17 protein-coding genes are annotated in these 14,704 nt (G+C 66.7%); 10 read left to right on the forward strand and 7 right to left on the reverse strand.

The genetic code is table 11. The features are described from left to right. Nucleotides 1-19 precede the first annotated feature (19 nt). A complete protein-coding gene (gene murD / locus FPZ61_RS03890) occupies nucleotides 20-1,411 on the forward strand; it encodes a UDP-N-acetylmuramoyl-L-alanine--D-glutamate ligase (RefSeq protein ID WP_185465049.1) in 1,392 nt (463 codons plus the stop codon). Nucleotides 1,412-1,436: 25 nt separating this feature from the next. Here the strand turns inward: murD and FPZ61_RS03895 are convergent, their stop codons facing one another. Further along, nucleotides 1,437-2,159 (reverse strand): hypothetical protein, encoded by a 723-nt coding sequence (locus FPZ61_RS03895; RefSeq protein WP_185465050.1) that lies wholly within the window; start codon nucleotides 2,157-2,159, stop codon nucleotides 1,437-1,439. A gap of 138 nt (nucleotides 2,160-2,297) precedes the next feature. Between FPZ61_RS03895 and FPZ61_RS03900 the strand changes: the two genes are divergently transcribed. Both FPZ61_RS03900 and FPZ61_RS03905 read left to right on the forward strand, forming a co-directional pair. Further along, complete coding sequence (locus tag FPZ61_RS03900) at nucleotides 2,298-2,762, forward strand: EVE domain-containing protein (protein ID WP_185465051.1); 465 nt, start codon at nucleotides 2,298-2,300, stop codon at nucleotides 2,760-2,762. Next, nucleotides 2,759-3,580 (forward strand): hypothetical protein, encoded by an 822-nt coding sequence (locus FPZ61_RS03905; protein ID WP_185465052.1) that lies wholly within the window; start codon nucleotides 2,759-2,761, stop codon nucleotides 3,578-3,580. Before FPZ61_RS03900 ends, FPZ61_RS03905 begins: the two co-directional genes overlap by 4 nt. Here the strand turns inward: FPZ61_RS03905 and FPZ61_RS03910 are convergent. The 3 genes from FPZ61_RS03910 to FPZ61_RS03920 form a co-directional block, all read right to left on the reverse strand. Further along, nucleotides 3,526-3,840, reverse strand: a complete 315-nt coding sequence (locus FPZ61_RS03910) for a DUF2811 domain-containing protein (protein WP_185465162.1) — start codon at nucleotides 3,838-3,840, stop codon at nucleotides 3,526-3,528. The genes FPZ61_RS03905 and FPZ61_RS03910 overlap by 55 nt on opposite strands. Before the next feature lie 364 nt (nucleotides 3,841-4,204). Next, nucleotides 4,205-4,582 (reverse strand): DUF1818 family protein, encoded by a 378-nt coding sequence (locus FPZ61_RS03915; RefSeq protein WP_185465053.1) that lies wholly within the window; start codon nucleotides 4,580-4,582, stop codon nucleotides 4,205-4,207. A 3-nt stretch (nucleotides 4,583-4,585) separates the two neighbouring features. Next, complete coding sequence (locus FPZ61_RS03920) at nucleotides 4,586-4,816, reverse strand: DNA-directed RNA polymerase subunit omega (protein ID WP_185465054.1); 231 nt, start codon at nucleotides 4,814-4,816, stop codon at nucleotides 4,586-4,588. A 67-nt stretch (nucleotides 4,817-4,883) separates the two neighbouring features. Between FPZ61_RS03920 and FPZ61_RS03925 the strand changes: the two genes are divergently transcribed. From FPZ61_RS03925 to FPZ61_RS03935, 3 genes are all read left to right on the forward strand, one after another. Then, a complete protein-coding gene (locus tag FPZ61_RS03925; protein WP_185465055.1) occupies nucleotides 4,884-6,467 on the forward strand; it encodes an Hsp70 family protein in 1,584 nt (527 codons plus the stop codon). An 82-nt stretch (nucleotides 6,468-6,549) separates the two neighbouring features. Further along, on the forward strand, nucleotides 6,550-7,419 hold the full coding sequence (locus FPZ61_RS03930) for a hypothetical protein (protein ID WP_370593361.1): 870 nt from the start codon (nucleotides 6,550-6,552) through the stop codon (nucleotides 7,417-7,419). A gap of 76 nt (nucleotides 7,420-7,495) precedes the next feature. Further along, a complete protein-coding gene (locus tag FPZ61_RS03935) occupies nucleotides 7,496-7,717 on the forward strand; it encodes a ferredoxin-thioredoxin reductase variable chain (RefSeq protein ID WP_185465057.1) in 222 nt (73 codons plus the stop codon). A gap of 39 nt (nucleotides 7,718-7,756) precedes the next feature. On the opposite strand, the gene pyrR is transcribed toward FPZ61_RS03935, so the two are convergent. After that, nucleotides 7,757-8,320, reverse strand: coding sequence for a bifunctional pyr operon transcriptional regulator/uracil phosphoribosyltransferase PyrR (gene pyrR / locus FPZ61_RS03940; protein WP_185465058.1), 564 nt, complete (start codon nucleotides 8,318-8,320; stop codon nucleotides 7,757-7,759). A gap of 233 nt (nucleotides 8,321-8,553) precedes the next feature. Here pyrR and gpmI point away from each other — a divergent pair, with 233 nt between their 5' ends. From gpmI to FPZ61_RS03960, 4 genes are all read left to right on the forward strand, one after another. After that, nucleotides 8,554-10,128, forward strand: coding sequence for a 2,3-bisphosphoglycerate-independent phosphoglycerate mutase (gpmI, locus tag FPZ61_RS03945; protein ID WP_370593368.1), 1,575 nt, complete (start codon nucleotides 8,554-8,556; stop codon nucleotides 10,126-10,128). A 21-nt stretch (nucleotides 10,129-10,149) separates the two neighbouring features. Then, nucleotides 10,150-10,380 carry a preprotein translocase subunit SecG gene (secG, locus tag FPZ61_RS03950; RefSeq protein WP_185465060.1) on the forward strand — a complete coding sequence of 77 codons (231 nt, stop codon included), beginning with the start codon at nucleotides 10,150-10,152 and terminating at the stop codon, nucleotides 10,378-10,380. Nucleotides 10,381-10,481: 101 nt separating this feature from the next. Then, nucleotides 10,482-10,925, forward strand: coding sequence for a peptide-methionine (R)-S-oxide reductase MsrB (msrB, locus tag FPZ61_RS03955; protein WP_185465163.1), 444 nt, complete (start codon nucleotides 10,482-10,484; stop codon nucleotides 10,923-10,925). Nucleotides 10,926-11,014: 89 nt separating this feature from the next. After that, nucleotides 11,015-12,439: an MFS transporter gene (locus FPZ61_RS03960; protein WP_185465061.1), complete on the forward strand. Its 1,425-nt coding sequence runs from the start codon at nucleotides 11,015-11,017 to the stop codon at nucleotides 12,437-12,439. Nucleotides 12,440-12,458: 19 nt separating this feature from the next. On the opposite strand, the gene groL is transcribed toward FPZ61_RS03960, so the two are convergent. After that, nucleotides 12,459-14,093 (reverse strand): chaperonin GroEL, encoded by a 1,635-nt coding sequence (groL, locus tag FPZ61_RS03965; RefSeq protein WP_185465062.1) that lies wholly within the window; start codon nucleotides 14,091-14,093, stop codon nucleotides 12,459-12,461. Between the two features lie 98 nt (nucleotides 14,094-14,191). After that, nucleotides 14,192-14,503 (reverse strand): co-chaperone GroES, encoded by a 312-nt coding sequence (gene groES / locus FPZ61_RS03970; protein ID WP_185465164.1) that lies wholly within the window; start codon nucleotides 14,501-14,503, stop codon nucleotides 14,192-14,194. Nucleotides 14,504-14,704: the final 201 nt, after the last annotated feature.

Raw genomic sequence — 14,704 nt, forward strand, 5'->3', positions numbered from 1 at the left:
CTCTGCACCAGGAGTCAGGATGCCCAGTACGTCACACCCCCTGGCGGTGGTGATCGGCCTGGGACGATCCGGCGCCGGTGCCGCCCGGCTGTTGCGAAACTCCGGCCAGCGGGTGCTGGTGATGGAGAGCCGCCGCACTCCCCAGCTGGAGCAGCAGGCCGAAGCCCTGCGGGTTCAGGGAGTGGAGGTCGCACTGGGTCAGCCCCTGGACTCCGAGCACTTCGCCCAGCTCGAAGCCGGCGACGACCGTGTGGTGGTCAGCCCCGGCATCCGCTGGGATCATCCGGTGCTGGTCGCCCTCAGGGAGCGGGGTGTGAGGGTCTGCGGCGAGATGTCTGTGGCGTGGGACGCCAGTGACGGCATCCCCTGGATCGGCATCACCGGCACCAACGGCAAGACCACCGTCACCCATCTGCTCAGCCACATCCTCAGCCAGGCTGGGCTGGATGCGCCGATGGTGGGCAATGTGGGGCTTTCGGCCACCGAGTTGCTGCTCGAGCGGCGCAGGGCGGGGGCAAGCCGCCCCGACTGGCTGGTGGTGGAGCTGAGCAGCTACCAGATCGAAGCGTCGCCGGAGCTGGCCCCCCAGCTCGGCCTCTGGACCACGCTCACCCCTGACCATCTCGAGCGTCACGGAACCCTCGATCAGTACCGGGCGATCAAGCGCACCCTGCTGGAGAACTCCACCGAGCGTCTGCTGAACGCCGATGATGCCGATCTGCGTGCCCATGCCAGCAGCTGGGACCGGGCCGACTGGGTGACTGCAGGCCCCCATCAGGAGCTGGATGCCGGTCTGCTGCCCAGCCTCTGGATCGATCAGGGGATGGTGATCGCCGCCGAGGGGCCGCTCTTTCCGGCCACCGCCCTCGCCCTGCCTGGAGCCCACAACCGTCAGAACATGCTGCTGGCTGCCGGCGCGGCGCTGAAACTGGGGCTGGCGCCAGCCTCGATCGAAGCCGCCCTGCGCAGTTTTCCCGGGGTGCCCCATCGCCTGGAGCAGATCCGGATGCTGGATGGGGTGCGCTGGTTCAACGACAGCAAAGCCACCAACTACGACGCCGCTGAGGTGGGGATCACGGCCGTGGAAGGGCCGATGGTGGTGCTGGCGGGGGGTGAGATCAAACAGGGTGATCCCCGGGCCTGGCTCGAGGCCCTCGGGCGACAGGCGGCCGCTGTGGTCCTGTTCGGCGCCGCCCGGGAAGCCTTCGCAGACCTGCTGGAGGGCAGCGGCTATGCCGGTACGGTTTGTCAGGTGGTGGGCCAGGCCGAGGCGGTGCCCCTGGCCCGGCAGCTGTCCCGGAGCCTGGGCTGTGCCACGGTTCTGCTCTCGCCGGCCTGCGCCAGCTTCGATCAGTACAGGGATTTCGAAGCACGGGGCGAACACTTCCGCGCCCTGGTGAGCGCCCTCTGAGTAGCCGTACGGATTGCCGCAGCCTTCAAACCGGCGCGGCGGAAACCGCTTCCGACGGAGGCTCGCCGATCTGCCAGGCGGCCAGGTACTGCTGAATGAAGATCGCAGCCAGGGGCACGGTCACCAGCAGCGGCACCAGGCAGAACAGGGCGGAGATGGCGATCAGCAGCAGCGAGAGCAGCTCATAGCCGACCAGCCCCCAGCTGTGAGGGCTGGAGAAAAGATCCCTGAAACAGTTCAGGAAGGCCGGCCAGATCGGTTCGTCGGTGGTGAAGACCCGCCGCACGTAGATGGGGGTGAGCGCCATCACGATCAGGCCGGGAATCAGACAGAGCAGGATGCCGAAGCCACCAGCCAGGGAGGCCAGCAGTCCGGCCAGGAGATAGCGGCGGGGATCAGAGCGAAGCAGGGCCAGACCCTCCCGGTAGAGCGGATGGTGGCCCGTGGCGAACCAGAGCGCCGGCAAAGCGGAGATCAGCACGCCCACCAGGCCGGCCAGCATCTGGTACAGGAGGGAGAAGGGCAGGTTCAGCACCGACGACACCAGCTGGGTCACGCCTTCCCTGAGATCCGGAGAGACACCGGCGGTCACCGCCACGGCGATGAAGGTGATGAGCAGGCTGATCAGGACCGAGACCAGCGCCAGGGCCAGGAGCGTGAGCTGCAGAGCCAGGTAGGTGCGCCAGTGGGCCACGTAGAGATTCCAGGCCGACTGGAGGGTGGGCCTGGGGGCTGGTGGCGAACCCATCACCATCATTTCCTGCGCTTCGTGCTGGCGCTGTCTAAGTCAGGGAAGGCACCGCAGCCAACCCAACCGTCACAAACCAGCTCGATACAATCCGATCTCCCCGACCCATCGGGGCCCCACGGGGCCTCACCAAGCACGATGGCTTACTGGTTGATGAAAAGTGAGCCGGATGTGTATGGCATCAGCCACCTCGAGCGCGAGGGCAGCACTCTCTGGGACGGCATCCGCAATTACCAGGCCCGCAACTTCATGCGCTCGATGGCCGTTGGTGATCAGGCCTTTTTCTACCACTCCAACGCCAAGCCCCCCGGCATCATCGGCCTGATGGAGGTGATCGAAACCGGGCTGATCGATCCGACCCAGTTCGATCCAGATTCGAAGTACTTCGATCCAGCATCAACAGCTCAGGCCCCCCGCTGGGACTGCGTCCGCCTGGCCCACCGCCGCACCTATCCACGGCTGCTCAGCCTTGAGGAACTGCGCAGCAGCTTCAATGAGCAGGAGCTGGCCGTGGTGCGCCGGGGAAACCGCCTGTCCATCCTGCCGGTGCCCGAGGCCACGGCCCGGCGGCTGCTCGAGCGGCTGGACCCTTCTGCCGTATGACCCCTGAGCCCCTGGGGCGCGGGGACCGTCTGGCGGCAAGCGCCCGGGAGGGAGCGGCCGCCATCGCGGCGGTCGGCGGCTGGCTGAAGCAGGGGAGGGCGGCCTACCGGCGAGCCCCGTGGCTGTTCAGCGGGTTCACCCTGCTGGGCGGCAGCACTCAACTGATCGGCCAGCTGCTGCAGAACCGGGCCAGTGATGCCCTCGCCCTGGGCGAGGGACCTGTGGCGGTCTCCATGACGATGGTGCTGGTGGGGCTGATGCTGAGCGTGGTGAGCCTTCTCTGGCTGAACGTGGGGCTGCTGCGGGGCGCCTGGATCGCCCTGGAAGGCCGCCAGCCTCGGCTGGCTGACCTGGCCAGCTGGCAGATGGCCGCCATGGGGCGTCTGCTGGGCGTGGCGCTGCTGCTGCTGCTGCTCAACCTGTTGATCCTGGCCACCTCAGGGCTGGCGGCCGGTCTGCTGAGTCTGATCCATCCCTGGCTGGCCCTGATGCCGCTGCTGGCCGGCGCCGCTCTGCTGATGGCCCTGATGGTGGCGCAGATCTTTCACCTGCCCCTGGCGGTGGTGGGAGGGCTGCCTCCGGTTGCGACCTTCCGCCGCGGCCAGGCCCAGGTGGCCTCCCATGGCTGGCACCAGCTGGCCCTGAGCATCAGCCTGGCCCTGATCGTGCTGCTGCCCCTCGGGCTGGCCCTGCTGATCGCCTGGCCCCTGGCTCTGGGGTTGCTCGCCAGCTGGCCGCTGGCCCTCTGCACCCTGACCGCCGGCTACAGGGGACTGTTTGGAGCCGAGGACCGGGCCGGTCGGGCCGGTGCTGCCTGAGCCGGCAGCACCTCTCCTCCCCTCTGGAACATGTTGGCCACGTAACACCGGGTGACGGCCCGGCTCTGAACCCCGTTCTGAACCAGGAAGCCCGCCAGAGCGGCCTGGAACAGGCGGTACTGATCCCAGTTCGGGTGGGCGTCGATGAACTGGGCCATCGAGGTGAGCAGAGCCTCGGGGACCATGGCCCGAAAACTCACCACCCCGACATCCGACTCGCCTTCAACAGCCTGGGTGGCCGAAGTGGCGGAGGCGGTCATGACCGGGGCAATGTCCATGGACGGAGGGTCTGCTGGTGGGTTCACCCAGTTCTCCACAGCGCCGGGGCCGCGTCAAATCGGGTCCCCGGCGGAGCGTCAGCACCCTTCCAACCCTGAGACTCCCTGCCCCGCAGGGTCGAGGCCCACTCGAAGCTTCAGCGAACGGCGCCATTGAACTTGCACGGGGCGCCTGTCAAGGGGAGACGGCTGCGCCCCGGATTTCTCCCCAGCGACCAGCCGCCATCCCTGTCGCGGGGCCTGAACCTGTGGAAAACCTGTGAAAAAGACAGGTCCAACAGAGCCTGGGCTGGGGAGGACCACGCCGATCAGCAGTGCTGATCGGCGCCCAATCCAATGGGCCGTCTCACAGGGGCAGACAGATCAGAGCCCTCGCCAGCTCAGAGCCAGCCCCCGGCGCCCAGCGGCCTTCCAGGCCCCTCAGGCCAGGGGCGGGAGCGAGGATGCAGCGCAACTCCCAGAACTCCGGATTCCCATCGAGTCCAAGCCACCATCCACCGCGTTCCAGCTCCAGGCTGATCAATTCCTCCGCCATCAGCTGATCAGCGATGGCGCCGAGCTGCTCCAGCAGGCTGCCGAGGCCATCGCGCAGGACTCTGGCTTCAGGCTGGGTGAGTTCGACAGCCCACTCGGCACCTCCGATGAGCACTGAAAATGGGGCCTTGGACGGGTCCCAGGCCAGCCTCCAACCGTCTCCCTCGGCGCTGTAACCGCCAGCTGTCAAGGATCAGCCGGGCAACAGATCGGGTTGGTCCTGCTCGTCGCTGAGCTCAACGATCGCCCGCTGCACGGGCTTGACCATCGAGTCTTCGAGCAGCCCATCGAAATCATCGAAGCGCCGTTGCTTGGCGCGGAAAGCGATGCGGACGGTGGTGAGGTAACGGTTGCTCGACTGACCGATCAGACTTTCAGCCCGCTGGGCCAGCTCCTTGGGATGAACAGTCGGTCCGGTGTACATCGAAATGGACTCGTTTTGTGAAGTCTAGTTCAGCTTCCGATCAAGCCCTCAGGAGCACCCCCCATCCATGGCCGTGACCGGCACGCTGGCGATCGACCTGGGCAGCAGCACCACGGTGCTGGCCTTTCAACCCAGCAGTGGCGGGGCACCACAACTGCTGGCCCTTCCACCCTTCAGCAGCGACGACCCCTGTGTCGTCCCGAGCCTGATCTGGCTCTCCAGCCCCCAGAGCGCCCAACCCCTGATCGGCCGTCAGGTGCTGGACGCCGGCCTGAGCGCTTGCGATGAAACAGGCCTCTGCCGCGACTTCAAGCGCAGGATCGGTGCCCTGCAGGCGGAGCCCCCAGAGGCGGCGACCACCGCCAGCCCCTCACGGGAACCGCTCACACCCGAGCAGGCCGGGAGCCTGCTGATCACCCGGCTCTGGCAGGCCCTGCCCCCTGCGGTGGCGCCCACCCGCCTGGTGCTCACCGCCCCGATCGAGGGCTACCGGGGCTATCGCCAGTGGCTGCAGCAACTCAGCCGGCAGATCCCGGTCGAGGAGGTGGCCCTGGTGGATGAACCCACCGCAGCCGCCATCGGGGCGGGATTGCCGGCGGGCAGCCGGGTGCTGGTGGTGGACCTGGGCGGGGGAACGATCGACCTCTCGCTCGTTGCCCTCCAGGGCGGGGAGGGCCGTGCGGCACCGATCGCCCAGTTGCTGCGTTTCGGCGGACGGGATCTCGACGGCGGGCGCCAGGCCCTGCGCTGTGCCGAAGTGATCGGAAAAGCCGGTGCCTCCATCGGTGGACGCGACATCGACCACTGGATCGCCGCGATGCTCGCTCCCGACCTGGGGGCAGATCCATCGCTGCTGGAGGCCAGCGAGCGACTCAAGTGCAGTCTCAGCAACGCCGAGGAGGTGACGGGTGTCTGGAGCTCAGCGGAGGCAGGCAGCCGCCCCCTGCGCCTGGATCGCCCCCAGCTCGATCGGCTCCTGCGCGAGAGGGGACTGCTGGAGCTGCTCGACGAGCTGCTGGAGCGGGTGCTGGCGTCGGCGCGGGCGAAGGGAATCGACCCCGAGCAGATCGATGCCGTGCTCCCGGTGGGGGGCACCAGTCGTCTGCCCAGCATTCGCCACTGGCTTCAGGAGCGCTGCGGTGCCATTCCCCTGCGCGACCAGCGGCCGGTGGAGGCGGTGGCCCTCGGGGCCCTCGCCCTCACCCCGGGGGTGAGGCTGAAGGACGTGCTGGCCAGGGGTGTGTCCCTGCGCTGCTGGGATCAACGCGCTGGAGAACACCGCTGGCACCCGCTGTTTCTCGCTGGCCAGAGCTGGCCCACCGACCAGCCCCTGGAGCTGGTGCTGAGCTGCAGCCGCGACGGTCAGACCACTCTGGAGCTGGTGCTCGGTGAGCCGATCGAAGAGGAACGCAGTGAGGTGGTGTTCATCGACGGGCTTCCCCAGGTGCGACGGCGGCCCGCCGGGGAAGCCCGCACTGAGCCCTGGAGCCACCAGCCTGCCCCCCTGGCCCTCGAGCCTCCGGGCCGCTGCGGAATCGACCGGCTGAAGCTCAGCTTCAGCATTGATGATCAGGGCCAGTTGCTGCTCGAAAGTGAGGATCTGCTGAGTGGCACCATGGCGGCAGCGCGGGTGCTCGGTCCTGTGCGCTGAGGTCCCGCTACAGCCGCGGCAGGCCGGCCAGAGCCAGTGGACGACACGCCGGCTGCCCCCTGACCGTGTTCCGCAGTCCCTGATGTCCATAGAACTGGAACATCCATTCACACCTTCCCTCTTGGCCATCCGCCGCCACAGGCTTCCGCGCTTCTGGCTGGCTCTCACCCTCGGCCTGGTGGCCGCCGCAGTGGGAGGTGCCTGGTGGTGGGAATCCCAGTTGCCAAGGCGCCTGGAGCGGGCCGCCAACGAAGGCCGCTTCGACGATTGCCTGCGCTACAGCGACCAGCTCGAGTCCCTGCGCTGGTTGAGCGGCCGGGCACCGGCGGAACAGGGACGCTGCCGCCGGCAGAGGGCGGAGCAGCTCTGGGGGGAGCAGAAGCCCGAGGAGGCGCTGAAGCTTCAACTGCTGCTGGCCAATTCAGCGGCGGGCACCGAGGCCGACCGCCAGCAACTGCGGGCCTGGCAGCAGGAGCTCAAAGACCGGGCCCTGGCCCTTTTCGAGCAGGGCGACCTCGAGGGCGCCCTCGCCCTGCTCAAGCCGATGGGAGAACATCACCGGCCCGACGGATCCGCCCTCGGCGACAACCTGCGCGAGTTCTGGGCCCGCAATCAACTGCAGCAGAAGCGTGCCGTGAAGCTGGTGGATGAGAAACGCTGGTGGGAGGCCCTGGACGCCCTCAACCGGATCGACCACCCCTGGTGGAAAACGGCCTCAGCCCCCCTGCGCGAGCAGGTGGATGAGGCGATCGCCGGGCTCAAGACCAAGGAACAGGAGCACCACAGCCACGGGGGTCAGCTGATCGACAGTGTGCCGATCGCCAGCCTTGATGCCGCCGTCCAGCGCCACCTGGCTGAGGGTGTCGACGAGTGGACCGCCTTCACCAAGGCCTGCGACGAGCTGGGCGGACGGGTGGTCGAAGCGGGTCCGGAAACCACCTGCCGCCGCTGAAGCCACCGATCAGGAGCAACGACCGATCCTCACTCCAGCCCATGACAGGATTGGCCCTTCCAGTGGGTCACAGCGCATGAAGCCCGGAGAACAGGTCAAGGTCTGCCAGAGCGTGGTTGTGTACACCCACCCGGAACACCGCGGCAAGGCCTTCGATCTTCTGGGTCAGCAGGGTGAAGTGCTGCAGGTGCTCGACGACTGGAAGGGCAAGCCGATCAGCCCCACCCTGCCGGTGATCGTGGTCTTCGGCCGGTTCCGCGCCCACTTCCGGGCCGACGAACTCGAAACCGTGGGCTGAACTCCCGAACCCGTGCCGGCTGCCGTGGAGCCGACAGGGTCAGCTGGAGCGGATCAGGAACACGCCATCTTCGCCATCGGTCTGGCGCAGGCAGAGCTGGATCGACTCCTGGCGGCTGGTGGGCACCAGGCGACCACAGAAATCGGGCTGGATCGGCAACTCCCGGTGACCGCGATCGACCATCACCAGCAACCGCACCAGATCGGGGCGGCCCCAGGTGTGCAGAGCTTCCAGGGCCGCCCGCACGGTGCGTCCGGTGAAGATCACGTCATCCACCAGAACCAGGTGTCGCCCCTCGATCTCGGAGGGCAGCTGGGTGGCTTCCGCCAGGCGGGTGCCGACCCGCTCGAGATCATCTCGGTGGAAGGTGGGATCGAGACTTCCGTGGTCGATCGGGTGACCGCAGAGCTCCTCCAGCTGCTGGGCCAGCACCCGGGCCAGAGCGACACCACGGGTCGGTATGCCGAGCAGCAGCAGCTGCCTGCTGTCGACGACACCCTCAAGCACCTGGGAGGCAAGCCGTCGCACCGTGCGGGCGAGATCATCGGAGGAGAGGATCTCCACCCGCCGCGGATCAGACGTCGGCCCGGTCGGAATGTTCACTGAGAACCGAATCTGGTTTCTCCATCGTATGGACGTTCGTATGTCCCCAAAAGCTGACGCCCTGCGGCGCCTGCAAGGTTGACCACCCTTCGGGAGTAAGTTGAAGCAGGAGCACGCTTGTACGACCATTTGGGCAGTCAGGGGTGAGCGCAATTCCTACTTTCGGATCTCCAATTCCTTCCTCCCGCAAGGAGTCAGTTTCACGGTCGGGCAACGATCAAGGCGTGGCTCCCGTGGTCCTGGCCATCCTTGATGGATGGGGCTTCCGCGACGACGAAAGCCATAACGCGATCCTCCGTGCCAGCACTCCCGTGATGGACGCTCTCTGGGAGGCCTATCCCCACACCCTGATCCAGGCCAGCGGTGGGGATGTGGGACTTCCCGACGGCCAGATGGGCAATTCCGAAGTGGGACATCTCACGATCGGCTCCGGCAGGATCATCCGCCAGGAGCTGGTGCGGATCGGCAAGGCCGTGCGCGACGGCAGCCTGGCCGCCAACCCCGCCCTCAACACCCTGGCCGACCGGCTGCTGCGTGATGGCGGCACCCTCCATCTACTGGGCCTCTGCTCCGATGGCGGGGTGCACAGCCATATCGACCACCTCGGAGGCCTGCTGCGCTGGGCCGCCGGCCGCGGGCTGCGTGACGTCTGCATCCACGCCATCACCGACGGCCGCGACACACCTCCCCAGAACGCGATCACCTACCTGGAGTGCATTGAAGACCAGGTGGCGGAGGCCGGAGTCGGACGGATCAGCACCATCTGTGGCCGGTACTGGGCCATGGACCGGGACAACCGCTGGGATCGCACCGAAAAGGCCTACCGCCTGCTGAGCGAGGAGGGAGAGATCAGCCCCCTCTCTTTCCAGGACGCCATCGAGGCGGCCTATGCCGAGGGGATCAACGATGAATTCCTCGAACCCCTCCGCCTCGCTGGCGGCTCCCTGAATCCAGGCGACGGGCTGATCTGCTTCAACTTCCGGCCCGACCGGGTTCGCCAGCTGATCCGCGCCTTGGTGCTCGACGACTTCGATGGCTTCGAGCGCGAGCGCATCACCCCCCTGCACGTGGTCACCTTCACCCAGTACGAGCTCTCGCTGCCGGTGGCGGTGGCTTTCCCCCCTGAGTCTCTCGATGGCTTGCTGGGGCAGGTGGTTTCCGAGCATGGGCTGCGCCAGCTGCGCACGGCGGAAACCGAGAAGTATCCCCATGTCACCTACTTTCTCAACGGAGGCATCGAGCAGCCGTTTCCCGGTGAAGACCGCCACCTGGTTCCATCACCTCGGGTGGCCACCTACGACCAGGCCCCGGCGATGTCGGCCGAACAACTCACCGACAGCTGCATCGCGGCCCTGAACACGGGTGCGTACTCCCTGGTGGTGATCAACTACGCCAATCCCGACATGGTGGGGCACACCGGCAGGATGGACGCCACCCAGCAGGCGATCATCACGGTGGACCGCTGCGTCGGACGGCTGGTGGAAGCCGCCAACCGCCTGGGCGGGACCGTGCTGATCACCGCTGATCACGGCAATGCCGAGCTGATGCAAACGGAGGATGGCCGCCCCTGGACCGCCCACACCACCAACCCGGTGCCGGTGATCCTGGTGGAGGGGGAAAAGCGCAAGCTCGTGGGCCATGGGGCCGCTCCACACCTGCGACAGGGTGGTGGCCTCGCCGACGTCGCCCCCACCCTCCTGCAGATCCTGGGCCTGCCTCAGCCCGAGAGCATGTCCGGCACCTCCTTGGTGCAACCGGTCAACCTGGCCAGCCCCGCGACCGCCTTGGCCGAGGCCGTCCAGGTCTGATCGGTTGGTTAGGTTGAAACCATGATCACTACCGTTCTCACCTGGATCTGGTCCGCCGTCGGGGTGCTGCTGATCGGCAGCGTGTTGCTGCACAGCCCCAAAGGAGACGGCATGGGAGGCCTGGCCAGCAGCGGTGGCTCGATGTTCAGCAGCGCCCGCAGCGCCGAAGCCACCCTCAACCGGATCAGCTGGACCCTCCTGGGCCTGTTTCTTGGTCTGGCGATCGTGCTCAGCGCAGGCTGGTTGCGCTGAGGTTCCCCCTCAGGCCAGCCCCTCAGGCCAGCGTCCCTTCACCACCAACCCGTCCTGTGGATCCGATCAAACGCCGTGGGCTGCTGGCCTCCTTCGCCGTCATGTTCAGTGCACTCTGGGGTGGCGCCAAGGCCGAGGCTGCCTCGAAGGCTTCGGATCCCAGCTGGCGGCTGAGCGACAGTGAATGGCGCCAGCGCCTGAGCCCGGCCGCCTACGACGTGCTCCGGCGTGAGGGAACCGAACGCCCCTTCACCAGTCCGCTCAATAACGAGAAACGTCAGGGAACGTACCTCTGCGCGGGCTGCCGCCTGCCCCTGTTCAGCTCTTCGGCGAAGTACGACAGCGGCACCGGCTGGCCCAGTTTCTGGCAGCCACTGCCGCAGGCCATCGCCACCAAAAGCGACTTCAAACTGCTGATCCCCCGCACCGAGTACCACTGCAGCCGCTGCGGCGGCCACCAGGGTCACGTCTTCAATGACGGCCCCCGGCCCACCGGCAAGCGCTACTGCAACAACGGGGTGGCGCTGGAATTCAAGGCGGGCTGAAGCCTTCACTCCGAGAGGGCTCAGTTGCGCCGATGGCAGCGAAGCCCCAAAGCCTTGAAGCCCTCATCGAGGCGGGCCCGGTTTCGAGGATGCAGTGGCTGCTGTGGTCCCTGGCCAGTGCCGGCAAATTGTTCGAAGGGCTGATCGTCTTCAGCGGGGGCATCACCCTCCCGCTGATGGCGGAAACTTTCACACTCAGCCCCAGGGCGCAGGGACTCGTGAGCGCGGCCACCCTGCTGGGCATTCTGCTGGGAGCCCTGCTGCTGGGGCCCCTGGCCGATCGGTTCGGCCGAAAATCGCTGTTCGTGGGGGAGATGCTGGTCCTGGTCGCAGCCCTGCTGCTGGTGGGGCTCAGCCCCGGCCCTGGCTGGCTGCTGGCGGGGCTGGTGCTGGCCGGTGTGGCCCTCGGTGCCGACTACCCCACGGCCCATCTGGTGCTCTCGGAGAGCTTCCCGTCGGTCCTGCGTGGCCGGCTGGTGCTGGCAGCCTTCAGCTTCCAGGCCCTGGGCGCCCTGCTGGGGACAGCTATGGCGGCCAGCGCCCTGCAGCGCTGGCCGGCGGCTGAGACCTGGCGGGTGCTTTACCTGATGCCGGCAGGTGCGGTGCTGCTGCTGGCCCTGGCCCGGTTGCTGCTGCCTGAGAGCACTCCCTGGCTGCTCAGCCAGGGGCGCCACCAGGAGGCGGAACTCCAGCTGCGCCGCCTGCTCAATCGCCAGGACCTGGACCTGAGGCCCATCCCGGCGACTGACCGTTCACCCCCAAGGGAGAGGATCTCCGGCCCTGGCTCCGGGCCGATGGACGACCGACTCTGGTGGAGGCCCCTTGGATCAGGGCAGCAACGGGCCCTGATTCTCAGCGCCATCCCCTGGTTCCTGCAGGACATCACCACCTACGGGGTGGGGATCTTCACGCCGCTGCTGCTGGCCCCGGCCAGCGACCTGGGCAGCCGGCTGTTCGCTGCCCGAGGGGCCGTGCTGGTGAATGGGGCGTTCCTACTGGGCATCGCTGCTGCGATCCTGCTGACCGACCGCCTGGGTCGCATCCGCCTGCAGATGGCCGGCTTCCTCGGCTGCGCGGGCAGCCTTCTGCTGGCAGCCAGCGGAAGCCATCCAACCCCAGGATCACCCCTGGGTCACTGGTCACTGCTGCTGGGCGGACTGGCTCTGTTCCAGTTCATGACCAACCTTGGTCCCAATTCCCAGACCTATCTCCTTGCTGGAGAAGTCTTTCCCACGGCCATCCGGGGGCAGGGTGCCGGGCTTGCCGCCGCCGCCGGCAAGGTGGGGGCCGTGCTCACGGCTTTTGGCTTTCCATTGCTGCTCAACACCTGGGGCAGTGAGCAGCTCCTGATGCTGCTCACCATCCCTTGCCTGGCGGGGGCTCTGATCACCTGGTTGTTCCGGATCGAAACGGCCGGCCACGGGCCAGCAGGATGCAGCCGGTCCGGGCATGAAAAAAGGAGAGGGGCACAGCCCCCCTCCCAACCAGAGGATTCAGATGACGGGACGTCGTGATCGGCCGCGAAGCGACGGATCAGTAGTCGAAGTCGCCGCCCATGCCGCCGCCGCCGGCGGGAGCTGCTTCCTTCTTCTCGGGCAGGTCAGCCACGATGCACTCGGTGGTGAGCACCATGCCGGCGATCGAGGCGGCGTTCTGCAGCCCCGAACGGGTCACCTTGGCGGGGTCCACGATGCCGGCGGCCAGCATGTCGACGTAGTCGCCGGTGGCAGCGTTGTAGCCCTCATTGAAGGGCATGCCTTTGACATGCTCAGCCACGACGGCGCCGTTGACACCGGCGTTCTCGGCGATGCGCTTGAGGGGCGCGGTGAGGGCGGAGGCCACGATGGTGGCGCCGATCAGCTCCTCGCCGGAGAGGTTGGCAGCGGCCCACTCTTCAAGGGCCGGAGCCAGGTGGGCCAGGGTGGTGCCACCGCCAGGAACGATGCCTTCCTCAACGGCCGCCTTGGTGGCGTTGATGGCGTCTTCCAGGCGCAGCTTCTTGTCCTTCATCTCGGTCTCGGTGGCAGCGCCCACCTTGACCACGGCCACACCGCCGCTCAGCTTGGCCAGACGCTCCTGCAGCTTCTCCTTGTCGTAGGAGGAGTCGGTTTCGTCCATCTGCTTGCGGATCTGCTCGCAGCGGGCCTTCACCGCCACTTCGTTGCCTTCGGCCACGATGGTGGTGGTGTCCTTGTTGATGGTGATGCGGCGGGAGGTGCCCAGCATCTCCAGCTTGGTGTTCTCCAGCTTGAGGCCGGCGTCCTCGGTGATCAGCTGACCGTTGGTGAGAACGGCGATGTCCTCGAGCATGGCCTTGCGGCGGTCACCGAAGCCGGGAGCCTTGACGGCGGCCACGTTGAGCACGCCGCGCAGGCGGTTCACAACCAGGGTGGCGAGGGCTTCCTTCTCAATATCCTCAGCAATGATCAGCAGAGGCTTGCCGGTGCGGGCGATCTGTTCCAGAACGGGCACCAGATCCTGGACCAGACCGATCTTCTTGTCGGTGAGCAGGATGTAGGGCTCCTCGAGTACCGCTTCCATCCGCTCGGTGTCGGTGGCGAAGTAGGGCGAGATGTAGCCCTTGTCGAAGCGCATGCCCTCGGTGACCTCCAGTTCGGTGGTCATCGACTTCCCTTCTTCCAGGGAGATCACACCTTCCTTGCCCACCTTGTCCATGGCATCGGCGATCATCCGGCCCACTTCTTCGTCGTTGCCGGCGGAGATGGTGCCCACCTGGGCGATGGCGTTGGAGTCGGAGATCGGCTTGGCGTGCTCCTCGATCTTCTTGACGAGGTAGTCGGAAGCCTTGTCGATGCCCTTCTTGAGGGTGATGGCGTTGGCGCCGGCGGCCACGTTGCGCAGACCCGCCTTGACCATGGCATGGGCCAGGACGGTGGCGGTGGTGGTGCCGTCACCGGCGGCGTCATTGGTCTTGGAGGCGGCCTGACGGATCAGGGCCACGCCGGTGTTCTCGATGTGGTCCTCGAGTTCGATCTCCTTGGCGATCGTCACGCCGTCGTTGATGATCTGGGGAGCGCCGAATTTCTTCTCCAGAACCACATTGCGACCCTTGGGGCCGAGGGTGACGGCAACGGCTTCAGCCAGGATGTCGATGCCCTTCTCGAGAGCCCTGCGGGCGTTCTCGTTGTAGATGATGCGCTTGGCCATGGAACGATGTTGTCCTTGCTAAGAGATTGAGATCAAATGATTGGGAAAGTCGAACCTGAACCTTCAGTTCGGGAAGCTTCCCTGAACACGACGAGCGATCAGTTGACGATGGCGAGGATGTCCTTCTCGGAGAGAAGCACGAACTCGTTTCCACCAAGCTTGATGTCGGTGCCGGCGTACTTGCTGTAGAGGACCTTGTCGCCCACGCTCACTTCAGGAGCCTGACGGGATCCGTCATCACTGCGCTTGCCGGGGCCGACCTGAACCACCTCACCCACCTGGGGCTTTTCCTGGGCGGTGTCGGGCAGAAGGATGCCGCCAGCCGTTTTTTCGTCCGAATCGGACACCTTGATGAACACGCGGTCTCCAAGCGGTTTGACCGTGGAAACACTCAGAGAAACAGCAGCCATGAATCCATGCAAAAGCGACAGGGTGACGCCTTCGGCGCCACGGCAACGGGGAGTTGGCACTCGAGCCCGTTGAGCGCCAACCTAGGCGTCGGCGATGCGGACCCGCCATCGGAATCCTGTGCGGGTCACCGAACCGCCGCCACCGTCGGCAACCGGAGCGGCGCAGGGATCCGAGGGGCTGGCGGCTGGCTGGAGTGGTAA

Origin of the sequence: Synechococcus sp. BSA11S, from assembly GCF_014224355.1 — a bacterium.
Lineage (GTDB): Bacteria > Cyanobacteriota > Cyanobacteriia > PCC-6307 > Cyanobiaceae > Regnicoccus_A.

Excerpts from the sequence above, each read along its gene's own strand:
- murD (WP_185465049.1), top strand. The coding sequence starts at position 20 with ATGCCCAGTACGTCACACCCCCTGGCGGTGGTGATCGGCCTGGGACGA.
- FPZ61_RS03895 (WP_185465050.1), bottom strand. The coding sequence starts at position 2,159 with ATGGGTTCGCCACCAGCCCCCAGGCCCACCCTCCAGTCGGCCTGGAAT.
- FPZ61_RS03900 (WP_185465051.1), top strand. The coding sequence starts at position 2,298 with ATGGCTTACTGGTTGATGAAAAGTGAGCCGGATGTGTATGGCATCAGC.
- FPZ61_RS03905 (WP_185465052.1), top strand. The coding sequence starts at position 2,759 with ATGACCCCTGAGCCCCTGGGGCGCGGGGACCGTCTGGCGGCAAGCGCC.
- FPZ61_RS03910 (WP_185465162.1), bottom strand. The coding sequence starts at position 3,840 with ATGACCGCCTCCGCCACTTCGGCCACCCAGGCTGTTGAAGGCGAGTCG.
- FPZ61_RS03920 (WP_185465054.1), bottom strand. The coding sequence starts at position 4,816 with ATGTACACCGGACCGACTGTTCATCCCAAGGAGCTGGCCCAGCGGGCT.
- FPZ61_RS03925 (WP_185465055.1), top strand. The coding sequence starts at position 4,884 with ATGGCCGTGACCGGCACGCTGGCGATCGACCTGGGCAGCAGCACCACG.
- FPZ61_RS03930 (WP_370593361.1), top strand. The coding sequence starts at position 6,550 with ATGTCCATAGAACTGGAACATCCATTCACACCTTCCCTCTTGGCCATC.
- FPZ61_RS03935 (WP_185465057.1), top strand. The coding sequence starts at position 7,496 with ATGAAGCCCGGAGAACAGGTCAAGGTCTGCCAGAGCGTGGTTGTGTAC.
- secG (WP_185465060.1), top strand. The coding sequence starts at position 10,150 with ATGATCACTACCGTTCTCACCTGGATCTGGTCCGCCGTCGGGGTGCTG.
- msrB (WP_185465163.1), top strand. The coding sequence starts at position 10,482 with ATGTTCAGTGCACTCTGGGGTGGCGCCAAGGCCGAGGCTGCCTCGAAG.
- FPZ61_RS03960 (WP_185465061.1), top strand. The coding sequence starts at position 11,015 with ATGCAGTGGCTGCTGTGGTCCCTGGCCAGTGCCGGCAAATTGTTCGAA.
- groL (WP_185465062.1), bottom strand. The coding sequence starts at position 14,093 with ATGGCCAAGCGCATCATCTACAACGAGAACGCCCGCAGGGCTCTCGAG.
- groES (WP_185465164.1), bottom strand. The coding sequence starts at position 14,503 with ATGGCTGCTGTTTCTCTGAGTGTTTCCACGGTCAAACCGCTTGGAGAC.